18 protein-coding genes are annotated in these 16,374 nt (G+C 64.5%); 16 read left to right on the top strand and 2 right to left on the bottom strand.

Annotation, left to right across the window (positions count from 1 at the left end; genetic code table 11):
• Nucleotides 1-190: 190 nt before the first annotated feature.
• From IPJ87_05465 to IPJ87_05445, 5 genes are all read left to right on the top strand, one after another.
• Entirely contained in the window at nt 191-886 is a 696-nt protein-coding gene (locus tag IPJ87_05465) for a hypothetical protein (GenBank protein ID MBK7941309.1), read from the top strand.
• Entirely contained in the window at nt 883-1,641 is a 759-nt protein-coding gene (locus tag IPJ87_05460) for a hypothetical protein (GenBank protein ID MBK7941308.1), read from the top strand. Before IPJ87_05465 ends, IPJ87_05460 begins: the two co-directional genes overlap by 4 nt.
• A gap of 96 nt (nt 1,642-1,737) precedes the next feature.
• Nucleotides 1,738-3,843, top strand: a complete 2,106-nt coding sequence (locus IPJ87_05455) for a GHKL domain-containing protein (GenBank protein MBK7941307.1) — start codon at nt 1,738-1,740, stop codon at nt 3,841-3,843.
• Entirely contained in the window at nt 3,782-5,374 is a 1,593-nt protein-coding gene (locus IPJ87_05450; GenBank protein MBK7941306.1) for a response regulator, read from the top strand. The genes IPJ87_05455 and IPJ87_05450 overlap by 62 nt, the downstream gene beginning before the upstream one ends.
• Before the next feature lie 91 nt (nt 5,375-5,465).
• Nucleotides 5,466-5,987 carry a hypothetical protein gene (locus IPJ87_05445; GenBank protein ID MBK7941305.1) on the top strand — a complete coding sequence of 174 codons (522 nt, stop codon included), beginning with the start codon at nt 5,466-5,468 and terminating at the stop codon, nt 5,985-5,987.
• Nucleotides 5,988-6,083: 96 nt separating this feature from the next.
• Here IPJ87_05445 and paaK read toward each other — a convergent pair whose 3' ends face one another.
• Nucleotides 6,084-7,166 (bottom strand): phenylacetate-CoA oxygenase/reductase subunit PaaK, encoded by a 1,083-nt coding sequence (gene paaK, locus IPJ87_05440; GenBank protein MBK7941304.1) that lies wholly within the window; start codon nt 7,164-7,166, stop codon nt 6,084-6,086.
• Between the two features lie 180 nt (nt 7,167-7,346).
• On the opposite strand from paaK, the gene paaA reads away from it, so the two are divergent.
• The 7 genes from paaA to IPJ87_05405 all read left to right on the top strand — a co-directional run bounded on the left by paaA (nt 7,347) and on the right by IPJ87_05405 (nt 11,224).
• Nucleotides 7,347-8,297 (top strand): 1,2-phenylacetyl-CoA epoxidase subunit A, encoded by a 951-nt coding sequence (gene paaA, locus IPJ87_05435; protein ID MBK7941303.1) that lies wholly within the window; start codon nt 7,347-7,349, stop codon nt 8,295-8,297.
• A 45-nt stretch (nt 8,298-8,342) separates the two neighbouring features.
• A complete protein-coding gene (gene paaB / locus IPJ87_05430) occupies nt 8,343-8,636 on the top strand; it encodes a 1,2-phenylacetyl-CoA epoxidase subunit B (GenBank protein MBK7941302.1) in 294 nt (97 codons plus the stop codon).
• Nucleotides 8,637-8,639: 3 nt separating this feature from the next.
• Nucleotides 8,640-9,398 (top strand): phenylacetate-CoA oxygenase subunit PaaC, encoded by a 759-nt coding sequence (gene paaC / locus IPJ87_05425; GenBank protein MBK7941301.1) that lies wholly within the window; start codon nt 8,640-8,642, stop codon nt 9,396-9,398.
• A 105-nt stretch (nt 9,399-9,503) separates the two neighbouring features.
• The gene (gene paaJ, locus IPJ87_05420; protein MBK7941300.1) at nt 9,504-9,989 is read left to right on the top strand and encodes a phenylacetate-CoA oxygenase subunit PaaJ; all 486 of its coding nucleotides are present in this window, start codon (nt 9,504-9,506) and stop codon (nt 9,987-9,989) included.
• A 19-nt stretch (nt 9,990-10,008) separates the two neighbouring features.
• Entirely contained in the window at nt 10,009-10,236 is a 228-nt protein-coding gene (locus tag IPJ87_05415; protein ID MBK7941299.1) for a type II toxin-antitoxin system HicB family antitoxin, read from the top strand.
• A gap of 17 nt (nt 10,237-10,253) precedes the next feature.
• Nucleotides 10,254-10,448 carry a type II toxin-antitoxin system HicA family toxin gene (locus IPJ87_05410; GenBank protein ID MBK7941298.1) on the top strand — a complete coding sequence of 65 codons (195 nt, stop codon included), beginning with the start codon at nt 10,254-10,256 and terminating at the stop codon, nt 10,446-10,448.
• Complete coding sequence (locus tag IPJ87_05405; GenBank protein ID MBK7941297.1) at nt 10,445-11,224, top strand: 2-(1,2-epoxy-1,2-dihydrophenyl)acetyl-CoA isomerase; 780 nt, start codon at nt 10,445-10,447, stop codon at nt 11,222-11,224. Before IPJ87_05410 ends, IPJ87_05405 begins: the two co-directional genes overlap by 4 nt.
• Before the next feature lie 30 nt (nt 11,225-11,254).
• On the opposite strand, the gene IPJ87_05400 is transcribed toward IPJ87_05405, so the two are convergent.
• On the bottom strand, nt 11,255-12,025 hold the full coding sequence (locus IPJ87_05400) for an enoyl-CoA hydratase/isomerase family protein (protein MBK7941296.1): 771 nt from the start codon (nt 12,023-12,025) through the stop codon (nt 11,255-11,257).
• Nucleotides 12,026-12,159: 134 nt separating this feature from the next.
• Between IPJ87_05400 and IPJ87_05395 the strand changes: the two genes are divergently transcribed.
• The 4 genes from IPJ87_05395 (at nt 12,160) to IPJ87_05380 (ending at nt 16,315) form a co-directional block, all read left to right on the top strand.
• On the top strand, nt 12,160-13,593 hold the full coding sequence (locus IPJ87_05395; GenBank protein MBK7941295.1) for a SpoIIE family protein phosphatase: 1,434 nt from the start codon (nt 12,160-12,162) through the stop codon (nt 13,591-13,593).
• Between the two features lie 102 nt (nt 13,594-13,695).
• Entirely contained in the window at nt 13,696-15,408 is a 1,713-nt protein-coding gene (locus IPJ87_05390; GenBank protein MBK7941294.1) for a DUF349 domain-containing protein, read from the top strand.
• Nucleotides 15,405-15,824: an acyl-CoA thioesterase gene (locus IPJ87_05385; protein MBK7941293.1), complete on the top strand. Its 420-nt coding sequence runs from the start codon at nt 15,405-15,407 to the stop codon at nt 15,822-15,824. Before IPJ87_05390 ends, IPJ87_05385 begins: the two co-directional genes overlap by 4 nt.
• On the top strand, nt 15,821-16,315 hold the full coding sequence (locus tag IPJ87_05380; GenBank protein ID MBK7941292.1) for a hypothetical protein: 495 nt from the start codon (nt 15,821-15,823) through the stop codon (nt 16,313-16,315). The genes IPJ87_05385 and IPJ87_05380 overlap by 4 nt, the downstream gene beginning before the upstream one ends.
• Nucleotides 16,316-16,374: the final 59 nt, after the last annotated feature.

Raw genomic sequence — 16,374 nt, 5'->3', positions numbered from 1 at the left:
CTCCGCGGAGGCGGGCAGGCCACTTGAGCACACCCTGTTCCCGGACCAAGACCATCCTTCACTGGTCGCCGCTCTGCACAGAAGCGTTGACCGTGACCCAGAAGCTCTCGATCGATCGCTTGCAGCACAAATAAAGCACCGGCATACGGACCGGACCCATGGCGACAGCAGTCCCTTGCGTACGTCCGAGATGGACAGCCTGCACAACGCTGCCTCATCGATCCGTGGTGCTGAAGTGCGCCTGCTCACCGACAGGGTCGAGATCGAACGGATCGCTGAGATCTGTGGCAAGGCGGACCGCCTGAGGATCATGAACGAGCACGGTCATGAGGAGTTCTTCACCAAGCAGATCCGGTGGAGCCACGAGGAAGCCGTGCGCGCTGGTGATGGTCTGGACATCGAGACCTTGGAACTTTCGGCCACCGACCGGGTGGGTCTCCGTATGGCCTCATCCACCCTGGCCATGCGTGCGTTGCGCGGAGTGTCCGGGGGCAAAGCGCTCGAGAAGCTCTCCGCCAACGCGGTCCGGACCGCTTCAGCGGTGGCCTTACTGACCATGCCCGATGTCGACGCAGAACGGTGCATTGAAGGAGGGCGGGCGGCGGAGCGGCTCTGGCTTCAGGCCACGCAGCTGGGGCTGGCCGTGCATCCGCTGTCCGCACCCATCTTTCTCGCAAGTCCCGCGCGGCGACCGGGAGATACTTCGCTTTCCGCTCAGGAACGCGAAGAGGCCCTCTCGCTCTTCACCTCTCTGACCAGTGTCTTCCACCTGAACGGCCTGGAACCGGTCTTCATGATCCGCCTGTCCAGGACCAAGGGTCCGACCACACGGTCCGTCAGGCGGCCCTTGAGCACGTTGTTCCTCACTGATCGATCCGACCCATGAGAACGAACTCCATTGAACTGCACGCCTTTCGGGCGCCGGAACGTCCCGACCTGTGCGGGGAATTCCTTTCTGAGCATCGGCAGGTACTTGCTGACTACGGCATCTCCAAAGTATCGTCGAACACGAACGAATGGACGACCGACCCGGACTGCATCGTGATCGTGGCCTTGCATCGCGAGCTCGGTATGGTAGGCGGCATCCGCCTGCAACGTTCAATGGAAGGACATCTGCTTCCCATGGAGCGGTCATTGCTCACGCTCGCACCGATGATCACGGATGAGATATCCGCTCTTCGTCCTTTCGGACTGGGAGAGGTCTGTGGTCTTTGGAACGCTCACCGGTTCGCGGGATTCGGTGTCCCGGTGCTCCTTAGTCATGCCGTCACTGCCGTTAGCCTGCCTGTCGGCATGAAGCGCATGGTGTGCCTGGTCGCGCACTACACCGAAAGGCACCCGCGCTCGAACGGGTTCATCCGGATGGGATCGATCGGGCAGGGCGGGACCTTCCCTCACTACCCGATCGAGACCCACACGGCGGTCGCCATGGTGAACCCCGATACCACCCTTCTTCCTCATGCGAAGGAGGCACACCGGCAGCTACTGTTCAGCCTCAGGCTTCGTCCGACCCAGGTGCGAGAGGAGTCGCCTTCCGGGAAACCGCTCGAGGTGCACTACAATCTCTGCCTTTCGAACTGCCACGTAGGCATGGAGACCTACTCTGCCATCCTCATGGAGCGCCTGAAGTACTCCGCTTAACCGTTGGGCGGAACAACTGCACCGAGCACCGCGTAGAAGCGCGGGATGCGTGCGGTCATTGCGTGCCTGGTCATTCTTGCGACGGCCGTTCCGGGCATGGCGAGCCAGCCTGGTAACGACCTGGTCGTCTATCGTGGCGAACCCTACACCGGCTGGCTGGGAAGGCAGACAGGTGTCTTTGTGGACAGCACGTCCACCATGGAGGCTCGTGAGGTGCTTGCCAACGGGGATTTCGCGATGGCGGGAAAGGAGATCCCGAACCTTGGTATCTCCGCATCAACCACATGGTTGAGACTTCGGATCATGAACAATGGAACCAGCACCGACCCGGTGCTGCTCCTCCAGTATCCAGAGGTCGAAGAGGTCGATGTATACGCCGTCTCCGGCGGCACGATGATCGCCGTCGCCCGTGTTGGACAGCGCAGGGCGTTGGACCTGAGTGCACAGAGCACACCATTGTACGGTTTCCGTGTACCGCTCCCCAAAGACCAGAGCACCACCATTCTGATCCGACTGCGCAGTTTGAAACAACTGCATGCTCCGATCGCCATTTGCGACCAGACCTACTTCCAGAACTACGCCACCACCAGGACCTTTTGGATCGGTGCCTTCATCGGGATCATGGCGGTCATGGGGCTGTACAATCTCTTCGTCTTCTTCTCGATCAAGGACAGGAGCTACCTGCTCTATGTGATCTACATCGGACTCGTTTGCTTGACGCAGCTCAGTTTCCTCGGAACCCTCGGATTCGAACTGCTCCCATACAGCAATTGGCTCGCAACGAACTCATCCCTCGTCCTGACATGTGCCACGGCGATCGTGGCGGGCGAGTTCATGGGACGGTTCCTCCAGGTAAGGTCGAAGGTGGCCCTGTACGTTCCGGTTCGGATATTGGCCATCCTGGTCCTTTTGTCCTGTGTGGTCATGGCCACCGTCGGTCTGCCGCTCATCGGGTACCAGCTTGCCCAGGCCGCCGCAGGCTCCTACGCGGTCTATCAGCTTTGGGTCGCTATCGTCCTTCATCGTCGCGGTGCGCGTGAGGCCTCCTTTTTCCTGCTTGCGTGGAGCATGTTCCTGGCCGGAGTGATCCTCTTCGTGCTCAAGGACAAGGACATCATCCCTTACAACGCCCTTTCCAACTATACCATGCCGATCGGCTCCGTGGCCGAGGTGCTCTTGCTCTCCTTCGGTCTCGCCGACCGGATCAACATCCTCCGACGCGAAAAGGAACGGAGCCAGGCCGATGCGCTGTCCATGGCCCAGGAGAACGAACGCATCATCCGCGAGCAGAACGTGATGCTCGAGTCCAAGGTGCAGGAGCGCACCAAGGAGCTGCAGGAGAGCAACGACCACCTGAAGCGCACGCAGAGCCAGCTGGTGAACGCCGAGAAGATGGCCTCCCTGGGTCAGCTGACGGCGGGCATCGCGCACGAGATCAACAACCCGGTGAACTTCATCACCAGCAACATCCCCCCGCTGCGCCGTGACCTGGCCGATGTGCTGGAGGTGCTGAACGGCTACCGTTCGGTGGATGCAGCGCAGGCCACCACCTCCCTACCGGCGCTCAGGGAGCGCGAGGCCGAACTGGACCTCGACGGGTCGATCGTCGAGCTCGGCGAGATCCTGCGCAGCATCGAAGAAGGTGCGGATCGCACGGCGGAGATCGTCCGCGGCCTGCGCAACTTCAGCAGGCTCGATGAGGACGACCTCAAGCTGGCCGACCTGAACGAGGGCCTGCAAAGCACCCTCACCGTGCTGGCCAACCAGCTGAAAGACCATGCCGAATTGCAGCTTGAGCTGGGCCAGCTACCCGCCGTGGAGTGCCATCCGGGCAAGCTGAACCAGGTATTCATGAACATCCTGAACAACGCCATCCAAGCGATCGCCTCCCGGAAGGACCTGCGCCGTGGCACGATCACCGTTCGCTCGACGACGGTCGGCGATGCGGTGCGGATCTCCATCGCCGACGACGGGCCGGGCATGACCGAGGCCGTCATGGCCAAGGTCTTCGAGCCCTTCTTCACCACCAAGGACGTGGGCGAAGGCACGGGGCTGGGGCTGTCGATCGCCTATAGCATCGTGGAGAAGCACGGCGGCCGGATCACCGTGGAGAGCCTGCCGGGAGCGGGCGCCACCTTCCATGTCACCCTGCCTCAGCGCCAGCCTCACCAGCGCCATGAGCAACAGGAGCAACGCGCTTGAAGACATGAACAAGGAACGCATCAAGGTCCTTTACCTGGACGATGAGGAAGGCAACCTGGTCGCCTTCCGCGCCAACTTCCGCCGTGATCTGGAGGTCTTTACCGCCTCCACCGCAGAGCAGGCCCTGGAGATCCTGGAGCGTACGCCGATCCCCGTGGTGATCAGCGACCAGCGGATGCCCCAGGTGACCGGGGTGGACTTCCTCGCTCAGGTCAAACAGCGGCACCCGGACACCATTCGGATGCTGCTCACCGGATACGCCGACATCCAGGCCGTGATCGATGCGGTGAACAAAGGCCGCATCTATGCCTACGTCACCAAGCCCTGGGATGCGAGCGACCTGCTGCTGCGCATCCAGCAGGCCCACGAGGTGTTCCGCCTTCGTGTGGACCGCGACCGGCTGCTGCGCCGGTATGAACAGGTCTTCGCCACCTCGGGCGACCCCATCGTGATCCTCGATGAGACCGGGCGCATCCACGATGCCAATCCGAGCACGCAGCGCTTGGTGGGCCTGGACCGTGCGGCACTCTTGGCGCGGAGTTTCAACGACCTGCTCTCCGATCCCACCTCCTTGGGCCCTGCGCTGAGCGGCCGACTGCGGGGGCGCTCGTTCCGCAACGTTGACCTCACCCTTCGGAACAGCGCTGGCGACCCCATCGACGGGCTGCTCACCGTGAGCTATCTGGGGAAGACCGATGACGGACACCGCAGCTTCCAGGTGATCATCAAGGACATCACCGATCGGCGTGCCGAGGAGCTTCAGCTCCGAAAGCTCAACAGCGACCTGGACCGCCGCGTGGCCGTGCGCACCCGCCAGCTTTTGGAGGCCCTGGAGGACCTGGGCGCCTTCTCCTACACGGTGGCGCACGACCTGCGCAGCCCATTGAAGAACGTACTGGCCCTGTGTCAGCTCCTGCAGGAGCACCAGCCCTCCACCGACGTCGACGGACGCGAGCTGAGCAGCCGCATCCAGCGTGGCGCGGGCCGGATGCTCGAGCTCGTCGATGACCTCCTCCGCTTCTCCCAGACCAACAACCGCGACCTCCAGCGGAGCGACATCCGCCTGCGCGACCTGGTGCAGGAGGTGATGGACGAACTGCCGTCCGCGCCCCATGCACCGCAGCTGGTGAACGCCGTGCCCACGGAAAGTGTGCTGCACGCTGACGCTGCCATGTTGAAGGTCGTGCTCGTTAACCTGCTGTCCAATGCCGTGAAGTTCACGCGCCAGGTGGAAGCCCCGCGCATCGAGGTACGGCTGGACCAGGACGCCGGCGGTGAGGTGCTTCGTGTGCAGGACAACGGGGTCGGTTTCGACAGCACCGGGGCCAAGGCCGTGTTCGGCGCCTTCAAGCGGATGCATCGCGCGGACCAGTTCGAAGGAAGCGGCATCGGCCTGGCCATCGTGCAACGCATCGTGAACAAGCACGGGGGCGAGGTCCGGGCCGAGAGCACCGTGGGCAAGGGCACCACCATCCACCTGCGCATGAACGGCGCGGTCGCCGAGCGCACCGCGCTGCCCTTCGCGTCCTAAGGACCGTCCGTAACCCTTTCCCCGGCACCGGCGTAGGAACAACACCTCTGTGACCACGACCAGGACGACCACCCTTGAGAACCCATTTCCCATGAAGAAGTTGATGACCCTCCCCCTGCTCGTGCTGCTCACGCTGCCCGCCGTGCATGCCCAGAAACGCAAGCTCGTGGACCGGCGCGACCAGGCCGATGGTTGGTACGTTCCCATTCGCGGCGAGGTGCTGGCCGATGGCAAGCAGGTCCAGGACTATCAAGTCGAACTTTGGAAAGGTGATGAGAAGATGGGCCAGGTCGCCGTGGACAAGAAAGGGGGATTCTCCCTGGACCTGGACATCGACCAGAGCTTCCTGGTGCGGGTCACAAAGGAGGGTTTCGAGGACAAGCTCGTGCTGATCGACACCAGCCTTCCGCCCGACCTGGTCACCTATCCGGACTATGAGTGTTACGTGAACCTCATCCCGAAGGGCAAGACCGCCGGCATCGATCCGTTCTATGCCGACTTCCCGAGCGCCATCGTGCGCTGGAACACCGAGATGGGCGGCTTCTACCACAGTGAGCGCTACCTGGAGCACATCCAGACCAAAGTGGTCGGCCACGCGCAGGCCTCCTTCTGAAAAGCCTGTTCCCCGCCCGGCCACAACCACCACCAACCCGGCCGGCAGGAACACGAAAGGCGGGCCCGTAAGCCCGCCTTTTCCATTGCCCGTGGCTCAGTGCTGATCGTAGTCGATCACCACCCGTGCGCTGCGGGGATGGGTCTGGCAGGTGAGCACATAGCCCTGCGCCACCTCTTCGTCCGTAAGGGCGTAGTTCATGTCCATCTCGACCTGGCCTTCCACCACGCGGGCCTTGCAGGTGCAGCAGACCGCTCCCTTACAGGCGTAGGGCACGTCCATACCGACGTCGATGGCCGCATCAAGAACGGGGTCGCCCTTGGCCGTCATGTGCAGCACCTGCTCACGGCCATCCAGCCGCACCACCACCTCTGCCTGGCCTGTGAACGCCGCAGTGGTGGCATGGGCCACCTCCCGTTTCGCCTCGGCGGTCACCGGGCTGGTGAACAGTTCGATGTGGATGCGCTTCTTCTCCACGCCGGCGGTCTCCAGGGCCTCGCTCACGTTCACCATCATCTGCTCGGGGCCGCAGATGAAGAACTCTTTGTCCATGCCGTCCGTCACGAAGCGCGTCAGCAACTGTCGGGCCTTTTCCGCGTTGATCCGCCCGTTGAACAGGGCATCCTGTTCACGGCCCTTGCTGAGGATGTGGTGTACCGCGAGGCGGGCACCGAACTGGGCCTGAAGTTCGGCCAGCCTGCCGCGGAAAATGATCCGGTCCGTGTCGGTGTTGCCATAGAACAACGTGAACCTGCTGTTGGGCTCGGTCCTCAGCACCGTCTTCAGGATACTGAGGATCGGGGTGATGCCGCTGCCCGCCGCGAAGGCCACGAAGTGCCGGCTGCTCGCCGGGTCGAGCGCGGTGGTGAAGTGGCCCATCGGGGCCATCACCTCCAGAGACATGCCCGCCTGGAGCTTCTCCACCAGCTGGGTGCTCGCCCGCCCGCCCTGAACGCGTTTCACCGCGATACGGAAGCCGTCCACGTCCAGTGGGCTGCTGCAGATGCTGTAGCTGCGCCGCAGCTCCTCCCCGTTGATGGAGAGCTTGAGCGTGACATACTGACCGTGGGTGAAGCGGAACTCGTCACGCAGGGCGGACGGTACGGTGAACCCGATCACGATGGCGTCAGGGGTCTCCTGTGTCACCTGCGATACGGTCAAAGGATGGAAACGGGCCATGGAAAGGGTGCCGATCGGCGGGCGCGAAATTAGGGTCCAAGTGGTCATGTCGTCATCAAGCAACGTCGTTGTCGCGTGCGCCATCCGTGAACCGCTGTGGCCGACTTTCTGTTCATCGGGTTGACCGGCGTCAGCCCAAGCTGGGTCGCAAGGCCTATTTTTGCCGTTCGCACACCCGCCATGACCGACGTACAGAACCTTGAGGAACGCTTCCAGTCCAAGATCGACGACGAGCAGAAGATCGAGCCGAAGGACTGGATGCCGGAGAAGTACCGCAAGACCCTCGTCCGCCAGATCAGCCAGCACGCGCACAGCGAAGTGGTGGGCATGCTGCCTGAGGGCAACTGGATCACCCGCGCCCCGAACCTGCGCCGCAAGGCCATCCTGCTCGCCAAGGTGCAGGACGAGGGCGGGCACGGCCTGTACCTCTACAGCGCCTGCGAAACACTGGGCATCGGCCGCGACGAGCTCATCGAGCAGTTGCTCACCGGCAAGGCCAAGTACAGCAGCATCTTCAACTACCCCACCCTCACTTGGGCCGACATCGGTGCGATCGGCTGGCTGGTGGACGGTGCCGCCATCATGAACCAGGTGATGTTGTGCCGGACGAGCTATGGCCCCTATGCCCGCGCCATGGTGCGGATCTGCAAGGAGGAGAGCTTCCACCAGCGTCAGGGTTACGAGATCATGGCCAGCTGTATGAAGGGCACCCCCGAGCAGCGGGAGATGGCCCAGGACGCCATGAACCGCTGGTGGTGGCCCAGCCTGATGATGTTCGGCCCGAACGACGCCCAGAGCGCGCACAGCGCCGAGAGCATGAAGTGGAAGATCAAGCGTCAGAGCAACGACGAATTGCGCCAGACCTTCGTCGACCGCACCGTGCAACAGGCCGAGGCCATCGGCCTCACCGTGCCCGATCCCGAGCTGAAGTGGAACGAGGAGCGCGGCCATTACGATTTCGGCCCCATCGACTGGACCGAGTTCAACAACGTTGTCGCCGGCAATGGTCCGTGCAACCGTGAACGCATGAAGGCGCGCATCGAGGCCCACGAGAACGGCCGCTGGGTGCGCGAGGCTGCCGCAGCCCACGCGGCGAAGAAGGCCTCGCGGAAGACCGTCGTGGCAGCCTGAGCATTTCGAACCCACCGCCGCCAGGCGGATCACAGGACAACAACCATGGCAAGCAACGAGAAGGATTGGCCCGTATGGGAGGTGTTCATCCAGAGCAAGCGGGGCCTGGAGCACAAGCACTGCGGCAGCCTGCACGCCGCCGACGCCCAAATGGCGATCGAGAACGCCCGTGACATCTACACCCGCCGCAACGAGGGCGAGAGCATCTGGGTGGTGCCGGCAGCGGCCATCAGCGCCAGCAGCCCCGAGGACATCGGCCCCTTCTTCGAGCCGGCCAACGACAAAGCCTACCGGCATCCCACCTTTTACGTGATGCCTGAAGGCGCCAAGTACATCTGAGCCATGGACCAGAAGGAAGCGCTCATCCAATTCCTGCTGCGCCGTGCGGATGACACGCACATCCTGGGCCATCGCCTGGGCGAATGGTGCGGCCACGGACCCGTGCTCGAAGAGGACCTGGCCCTGAGCAACGTGGCGCTCGACCTCATCGGGCAGGCGCGCAACTACCTGACCTACGCCGGTGGGCTGGAGGGAAAGGGCCGCGACGAGGACGACCTGGCCTTCCTGCGCAATGAGCGACAGTACGTGAATTGCAAACTGGTGGAGCAGCCCAACGGCGATTATGCCCACACCATCGTCCGCGGGTTCCTTTTTGATGCCTGGCACCTACCCTATCAGGAGGCGCTGGCCAATAGCGGCGATGCCACCATCGCCGCCATCGCCGCGAAGGCGGTGAAGGAAGTGACCTACCACTTGAAGCGCGACAGCGAGTGGCTGGTCCGATTCGGCGATGGCACGGAGGAAAGCCACCGCCGTGCGCAGGAAGCACTGGACCACCTCTGGACCTATACCGGTGAGCTCTTCGAGGAGGACGCCGTGCACCAAGCTTTGGTCAAGGCCGGCATCGCCCCCGCGATGGCGGCGATCAAGGCCGCCTTTGACGCCACGGTGGACCGCGTGCTGGCCGAGGCCACACTGAAGCGCCCGGCCGACGGCTTCATGGCCACGGGTGGTCGCCAAGGCAAGCACAGCGAGCACCTCGGCTATATCCTGGCCGAGATGCAGTACCTGCAGCGGGCGTACCCGGGAGCCGAGTGGTAGAAAAGAACCGCAACGACGCGACGACGCGACGGATGCGCAACGTGAAAGTCCATTTTCTCCGCGTTACCGTTGCGCCGTTGCGTCGTCGCGGTTAATCGCGTTCGCATGATCACCAAGGACCGCATCCTCGAGCTCCTCGATTACGTGAAGGACCCGGAGATCCCGGCCATCAATGTGCTGGAGCTGGGCGTGGTGCGGCAGGTGGAGGTGGAAGCGGACGGCAAGGCCATCGTCACCATCACCCCCACCTACACCGGCTGCCCGGCCATGGACGTGATGGCGGCCGACATCAAGAAGGAACTGCTGGAAGCGGGCGTGCCGGCCGTGGAGGTGAAGATGAGCCTCTCCCCCGCCTGGACCACCGACTGGATCACCGAGACCGGCAAGCGCAAGCTGAAGACCTACGGCATCGCGCCGCCGGAGAAGACCGCCGACATCCGCGCGCTGAAGGGCGAACAGCCCGTGGTGGCCTGCCCCCAGTGCGGTTCCACCAACACCGTGATGCTCTCGCTCTTCGGAAGCACGGCTTGCAAGGCGCTGTGGAAGTGCAATGACTGCCTGGAGCCGTTCGATCAGTTCAAGTGTTTGTGACCGGTAGTATCTTGCATACATGTCGCAACGCACCTACCGCGTCCTACTGACACAAGAACCTGAAGGAGGGTTCACGGTTTCCGTACCGGCCCTTCCCGGTTGCATCACTTACGGGGAATCGATCGACCACGCGTTGAGCATGGCCAAGGAAGCCATCGAACTCTATGTGGAAACATTGGAAGCTGAAGGTGACCCGGTTCCGGACGACAGCAAGACCTTCGAGTATTCCCTCGTCCTGGCTTCTTGATGGCCAAGTCGCCCAGCATGACGGCGGCCGACCTGATCCGCCTGTTGAAGCAGCACGGCTTTGAACACATTCGATCCAAGGGATCGCACCAGATCTTCAAGAACCGCGCTACCGGCAAAATGACCGTGGTACCCTTGCACCGTGGCGATCTGCCGAAGGGCACCCTGCTCGCCATCCTCCGCCAAACCGGACTCGATAAGCTCGATCAATGAACTACACTAAGATCCACTACACCGTCGCCGACGGCGTCGCCACCATCACCCTGAACCGTCCGGACAAGCTGAACAGCTTCGACCGGGAGATGGCGCTGGAGACCATCGATGCGCTGGACAAGGCCAAGGACGATGCCAACGTGCGGGCCGTACTGCTCACCGGCGAAGGGCGGGCCTTCTGCGCGGGGCAGGACCTGGCCGAGGCCATCGCGCCCGGCACCCGGATCGAGGAGATCATTTCCACGCAATACAACCCCATCGTGCGGCGCCTGCGCAACCTGCCCAAACCGGTGGTATGCGCGGTGAACGGGGTGGCGGCCGGTGCCGGAGCCAACATCGCCTACGCCTGCGACCTCACGCTGGCGGCCGAGAGCGCCACCTTCATCCAGAGCTTCATCCACATCGGGCTGATCCCCGACAGCGGCGGCACGTCCACGCTACCCCGCCTGGTGGGCATGCAGCGCGCCTTCGGGCAGATGATCTTGGCGCCCAAGGTGAGCGCCGCAGAAGCCCAGGCCCTCGGCATGATCTGGAAGGCTGTGCCCGATGCCGAGCTCATGAACGAGGCCACCGCGCTGGCGAAGAAGCTGGCCACCATGCCCACCAAGGCCATCGCCCTTACCAAGGAGGCGCTGAACCGCGCGCAGCACAGCAGCCTCGACACTCAGCTGGACCACGAGAACGAGCTACAGAGCATCGCCGGCCGCAGCCACGACTACAACGAGGGCGTGAAGGCCTTCCTGGAGAAGCGCAAGCCGGCGTATACCGGCGTGTGAGCCGGGGGCTTCCCCGTCCGACCCCTGGGACTACCGCTTCGCCGCCTCGGCCTTGAACCGGTTGATGGCGTTCACCGCAAAGTCCGAGAGGATGAGCCGCCCGCTGGTGGCTGCGCGCTCGGCGAGCAGGCTGTCCCAATCCTCGGTGCCGTGCCAGAGCACGCGCTTCAGGTCGCGCATGGCATCCGGGCTGTATGCGGCCAGCTCGCGGGCATGGGCGTCCAAGGCCTTGTCCAGTTCCTCCACCGTGGCGAACACCGCCTGGTAGAGGCCGTGCTGCCGGCACCACTCCGCGTCGCGCCAAGCCGCCGGGGTGAAGCTCATGAACCCGAACGCCCCGGTGCCCACCTTGCGCTCCACCGCCGGGCCCACCACGAAGGGGCCGATGCCGATGGCCAGTTCGCTGAGACGCCCGCTCGATCCGCTGTGCGCATAGCTGACATCACAGGCCGCAGCCAGGCCCACCCCACCGCCGACCGCCTTGCCATGCACCCGGCCGATGACCAGGCATGGCGCGGTGCGGATGGCGTTGATCACGAGCGCGAACCCGCTGAAGAAGGCCAGCCCCTTGGCGGCCGTATCGATGGTGAGCAGCTCATCGAAGCTGGCCCCGGCGCAGAAGGCCTTGTCGCCGTCGCTCCGCAGCACGATGACGCGCACCGCCGGATCGGCGCCCATGCGGGTGATGGCGTCCGCCAGGTCGCGCAGCACATGCCCGGGCAGGCTGTTGCTCTTGGGGTGATGGAAGGTGACGGTGGCGATGCCGTCCGCCACGGCGTGCTTGACGTAGCCGTCGTTCATGGGTGCGCGTTGATGCGGCGCGAAGTTCGGCAGGCGGGGGCAACCCACCTCCGTCCGGGCCCGTATGAACACCCGGCCCGGACCACCCGGGCGCTCCGCGTTTGGACCTGCACCGCCCTTCCACCACCCGCACCGTGCTGCTGGTGCTCCTGGCCACCCTGCTCACCGTGGGTGCGGCGCTGGTGGCCTGGTCGCATGCCGCCACCCGGCGCACCCTGCGGCACGAGGCGGTGGCGCGGTTGAGCGGCATCACCGGCACGCTGGCCACGGCCCTCGATGGCAGCCGGGTGACGCGTCTGCTGGAGAAGTACGACTCGCGCGGGATGCTGCTGCACAACGCCCAGGACCCCTGGTACTACGTGCTGCACGAGAACCTGCGCAAGCCGGCCGAGGCCAACCGGCTGAGCCTGCCCTTGCGCCTGGTGGCCTACGATGCCGGCAAACAGGAACTGCAGGTGGTGGTGACGAGCGCAGGAACGCCGGTGCTCCGCGAGGCTTACACCGGTCCGGCCCAGGCCGCGCTCATCGCCACCATCATCGAAGGCCGCATCGACCCCGGCCGGGCGCTGGCGGACGACCATGTGGTGGCCTTCGATGCCGTGCGCAACGGCCGCGGCAAGGTGGTGGCCGCGCTGGTGGCCGAGCTGCCCACCGCGGAGCTCGATGCCCTGGCCCTGGGGCGCCTGTGGCGCAACGTGGGACTGCTGGCCCTGGCCTTGGTCCTGGTGGGCGGCTTCCTCATGCGGTTCGTGGGGGGCCTGGTTCGTCGGGAGGAAGAGGCGCGAAATGCGCTGCAGCAGCGGCATGATGGAGTGACCGACAGCATCGCCTACGCCGGCAAGATCCAATCGGCGCTCATCCCCCGGCCCGAGCGCTATGGTGAGCTCTTCGATGACCACTTCGTGCTCAACCGTCCCAAGGACGTGGTAAGCGGCGACTTCCATTGGGTGCACCGCCTCAGCGAGCATGTGCGGCTGGTGGCCCAGGCGGACTGCACCGGGCATGGCCTTCCCGGCGCCATGATGGCCGCCATCGGCTGTTCGCTGCTCAACGAGCTGGTGACCCAGCATCCGGACAAGGACCCGGCCGAGCTGCTGGCCCTGCTCAATCAGCGGATGATCCAGGCCTTGAACCAGCGCGGTGAACACCTGGGAGCGGGGGACGGCATGGACATCGCCTTGTGCCGGGTGGACCGCGCCCAGCGCGAGATCCTCTTCGCCGGTGCCTTCCGGCCCCTGTATTGGATGCACGATGGCCAGCTCACCGTGATCAACGGCGACCGCCGGCCGATCGGTGGCAACCAGCATGATGCGGAACGCCGCTTCACCGTGCATCGCCTGGCGTACCATGCCGGCGACCGCATCTACCTGTTCAGCGACGGCTACGTGGACCAGTTCGGCGGGCCCGACGGCCGCAAGTTCATGGCCACGCGGCTGAGCGCCATCCTGCAGCAGCACCAGCACCTTCCGCTGGCCCTGCAGGCCGAGGAGCTCGAGCGCGCGTTCGACGCCTGGAAGGGCGCCCACGAGCAGATGGACGATGTGTGCGTGCTCGGGCTGGCCGTCTAGCGCGCGCCCCGTTCCAAAAGGGCCGTCTATCTTTGGTCGGCGGTGCGCCTGAGCGGTCGGCCGCAGTTGACCATGACCACGAAAGCGGAGCTTATCGCCCGAATGGAGGCGCTGCTCCAGAACGAAGACCTGGAGCACACCGCTGAGCTGGTGGATGCCGTGAAGGAGAGCTATGAGGCGCTGGTGGCCGAGGCCCAGCATGCCGCCACCGTGGCCGCGGGAGAACCGCCTGCCGAGGGTGCCGATGCACCCGCGCAGGTCCCCATTGAATCAGCGCCGCTGGGCGACGAGGACGACAAGCGGTTCAAACAGCTGGTGGACGCCTTCCACACGAAGGTGAACGATGTGCGCCGTCGCAAGGCCAAGGAGGAGGCCGACAACCTGGCCGCCAAGCTGGCCGTGATGGAGGAGCTCAAAGCCCTCATCCATCAGGAGGAGAACATCGGCAGCGCGTTCCAGCGCTTCAAGGACCTGCAGGAGAAGTGGAAGACCATCGGCCCCGTGCCCCAGCAGGCCTACCGTGACCTGCAGCGCGACTACGCCCACCTGCTGGACGACTTCTTCTACCACATCCGCATCTACAAGGAGCTGCGCGACCACGACCTGAAGAAGAACACCGCGCTGAAACAGGCCCTGATCGCCGACATGGAGGCCGTGCAACGCGTGGACAGCGTGAAGGAGGCCGAGGCCCTGGTGAAGGACTACCAGGAGAAGTGGCACCAGATCGGCCCGGTGGTGAAGGAGGAATGGGAGACCGTCCGCGACCGCTTTTGGAACGCCACCCGCGTGGTGTACGAGCGCATCCACGAGTACTACAAGGCCCGCCGTACCGAGCACGAGACCAACCTGGCCGCCAAACAGGCCCTGATCGACAAAGTGCAGGCCCTGGTGGACCAGAGCGCCGAGGTGGCCGTGAAGGATTGGAAGGCCCTCACCGACCAGGTGCTGGAGGCGCAGAACGCCTGGAAGTCCATCGGCTTCGCCACCAAGAAGGACAACGAGCGCATCTGGAAGGAGTTCCGCAACACCTGCAACGCCTTCTTCGACCGGAAGAAGCAGTACTTCGACACCCTGAAGGACCAGTTCAAGGGTGCGCGTGAGAAAAAGCAGGCCCTGCTGGACCAGGCGCTGGCCCTGAAGGACAGCACCGAATGGCGGCAGACCGCCGACAATCTGAAGTCCCTGCAGCAACAGTGGAGGGGGGCGGGGTCGGCCGGTCCGCGCGACGAGCAGAAGCTGTGGAACCGGTTCCGCGAGGCGTGCGACGGCTTCTTCGCCGCCCGCAAGGCCCACTTCGACAAGCTGGACGGCGAGCAGGCCGAGCACCTCAAGGCCCGCGAAGCCCTGCTGGCGGAGCTGGAAGGCTTCGCCCTCACCAGCGACCGCAATGCCGACCTGGACACCCTGAAGACCTTCAGCAGGCGCTGGCTGGAATGCGGCCGGGTGTCCCCCAAGCACTTCGACACCCTGCAGGACCGCTACCGGGCGGCGCTGGACAAGCACTACGGCCAGTTGAAGGTGGAAGGCGAAGAGCGCCGGCGTGCCCAGTTCCACGACCACGTGGAGAGCCTCAAGAGCGCGCCCGACGGCCGTGACCGTATCGAGCGAGAGACCCGCTTCGTGAAACGCAAGATCGAGGAGCTGGAGAACGAGCTGCGCCAGTTCGAGAACAAGATGGGCATGTTCAACTTCAAGAGCGCCAGCGGCGAGGCCATGCGGAAGGAACTGGAGAAGCAGGCCGACCGCACCCGTCGTGATGTGGAGCGCCTGCGCGAACAGCACAAGCAGCTGGTGAAGGAGCTGCGACAGGCGTGAGCGCAGCCGACCGCGATCTGCCCATCGGGCTCGACATCACCGTCGCCTGGGGCGAGCAGGACCTCTTCGGCCACGTGAACAACGTGGTCTACTTCCGTTGGATGGAGAGCGTGCGCATGCACTATCTGGACCGCATCGGGGCGCTGCGCTCGCACGCCGAGCACGGCATCGGCGTGATCCTGGCGAGCACCACCTGTGACTTCAAGTACCCGGTGCACTGGCCCGCCACGCTCCACATCCGGACCGGCGCGGTGCATGTGGGCACCACCAGCTTCACCCTGGCCTACCGCCTCACCGATGCCGGAGGCTCCCTGCTGGCCGAAGGCACCAGCGTGCAGGTGATGTATGACTATGCCAAGGGTCATAAGGTGCCCATCCCCGCCCCCATCCGCGCTGCCATCGAGACCCTGACATGAGGACCACGCTCCACTCCCTGCTCATCCTGCTTACCCTCCTGCCCGGCTGTCAGCCCCCGTCCGCCGCGCTCGCCGAGGCGTCGAAGGACGGGTGGGACCTCGCCCGCACCCTGCTAGGCGACTGGGTGGACAGCACCAGCAGCGACACCTTTACGGTGGTGGAGGCCTGGACGCAGGTGGACGACAGCACGCTGTCCGGAGCGGGCCGCGTGCTGGCCGGCGCGGACACGGTGTTCATCGAAGGGCTGAAGCTGATGCGGCGCGGGGGAACCTTGGTGTATTCCGCTCTGCCCGGCGGGCAGAACAATGGCGAGTGGACGGACTTCAACGCCGTGCCCGCCGGGGGTGACACCCTGCACTTCACCAACCTGGCGCACGACTTCCCCCAGCACATCCGCTATTTCCGTGAAGGGTCCGGTTGGCATGCGGTCGTCTCGGGCCTGGCGAAGGGCACACCGCAGGAAGACCACTACCGGTTCGCGTCACGCTGATCACCACGCAGGCCACATCGCGCCGATCGCTAGCTTCGCCTCATAACCCAAACCAATCA

The sequence above is a fragment of the Flavobacteriales bacterium genome (assembly GCA_016713875.1).
Lineage (GTDB): Bacteria > Bacteroidota > Bacteroidia > Flavobacteriales_F > PHOS-HE28 > PHOS-HE28.
Note: the sequence above shows the minus strand (reverse complement) of the source record. Positions and strands in the feature narration are given on the sequence as shown.

Bases quoted from the DNA above. Each gene is read 5' to 3' on its own strand.
- IPJ87_05465 (MBK7941309.1), top strand. From the start codon at position 191: ATGGACAGCCTGCACAACGCTGCCTCATCGATCCGTGGTGCTGAAGTG.
- IPJ87_05460 (MBK7941308.1), top strand. From the start codon at position 883: ATGAGAACGAACTCCATTGAACTGCACGCCTTTCGGGCGCCGGAACGT.
- IPJ87_05455 (MBK7941307.1), top strand. From the start codon at position 1,738: ATGGCGAGCCAGCCTGGTAACGACCTGGTCGTCTATCGTGGCGAACCC.
- IPJ87_05450 (MBK7941306.1), top strand. From the start codon at position 3,782: ATGTCACCCTGCCTCAGCGCCAGCCTCACCAGCGCCATGAGCAACAGG.
- IPJ87_05445 (MBK7941305.1), top strand. From the start codon at position 5,466: ATGAAGAAGTTGATGACCCTCCCCCTGCTCGTGCTGCTCACGCTGCCC.
- paaK (MBK7941304.1), bottom strand. From the start codon at position 7,166: ATGGCCCGTTTCCATCCTTTGACCGTATCGCAGGTGACACAGGAGACC.
- paaA (MBK7941303.1), top strand. From the start codon at position 7,347: ATGACCGACGTACAGAACCTTGAGGAACGCTTCCAGTCCAAGATCGAC.
- paaB (MBK7941302.1), top strand. From the start codon at position 8,343: ATGGCAAGCAACGAGAAGGATTGGCCCGTATGGGAGGTGTTCATCCAG.
- paaC (MBK7941301.1), top strand. From the start codon at position 8,640: ATGGACCAGAAGGAAGCGCTCATCCAATTCCTGCTGCGCCGTGCGGAT.
- paaJ (MBK7941300.1), top strand. From the start codon at position 9,504: ATGATCACCAAGGACCGCATCCTCGAGCTCCTCGATTACGTGAAGGAC.
- IPJ87_05415 (MBK7941299.1), top strand. From the start codon at position 10,009: ATGTCGCAACGCACCTACCGCGTCCTACTGACACAAGAACCTGAAGGA.
- IPJ87_05410 (MBK7941298.1), top strand. From the start codon at position 10,254: ATGACGGCGGCCGACCTGATCCGCCTGTTGAAGCAGCACGGCTTTGAA.
- IPJ87_05405 (MBK7941297.1), top strand. From the start codon at position 10,445: ATGAACTACACTAAGATCCACTACACCGTCGCCGACGGCGTCGCCACC.
- IPJ87_05400 (MBK7941296.1), bottom strand. From the start codon at position 12,025: ATGAACGACGGCTACGTCAAGCACGCCGTGGCGGACGGCATCGCCACC.
- IPJ87_05390 (MBK7941294.1), top strand. From the start codon at position 13,696: ATGGAGGCGCTGCTCCAGAACGAAGACCTGGAGCACACCGCTGAGCTG.
- IPJ87_05380 (MBK7941292.1), top strand. From the start codon at position 15,821: ATGAGGACCACGCTCCACTCCCTGCTCATCCTGCTTACCCTCCTGCCC.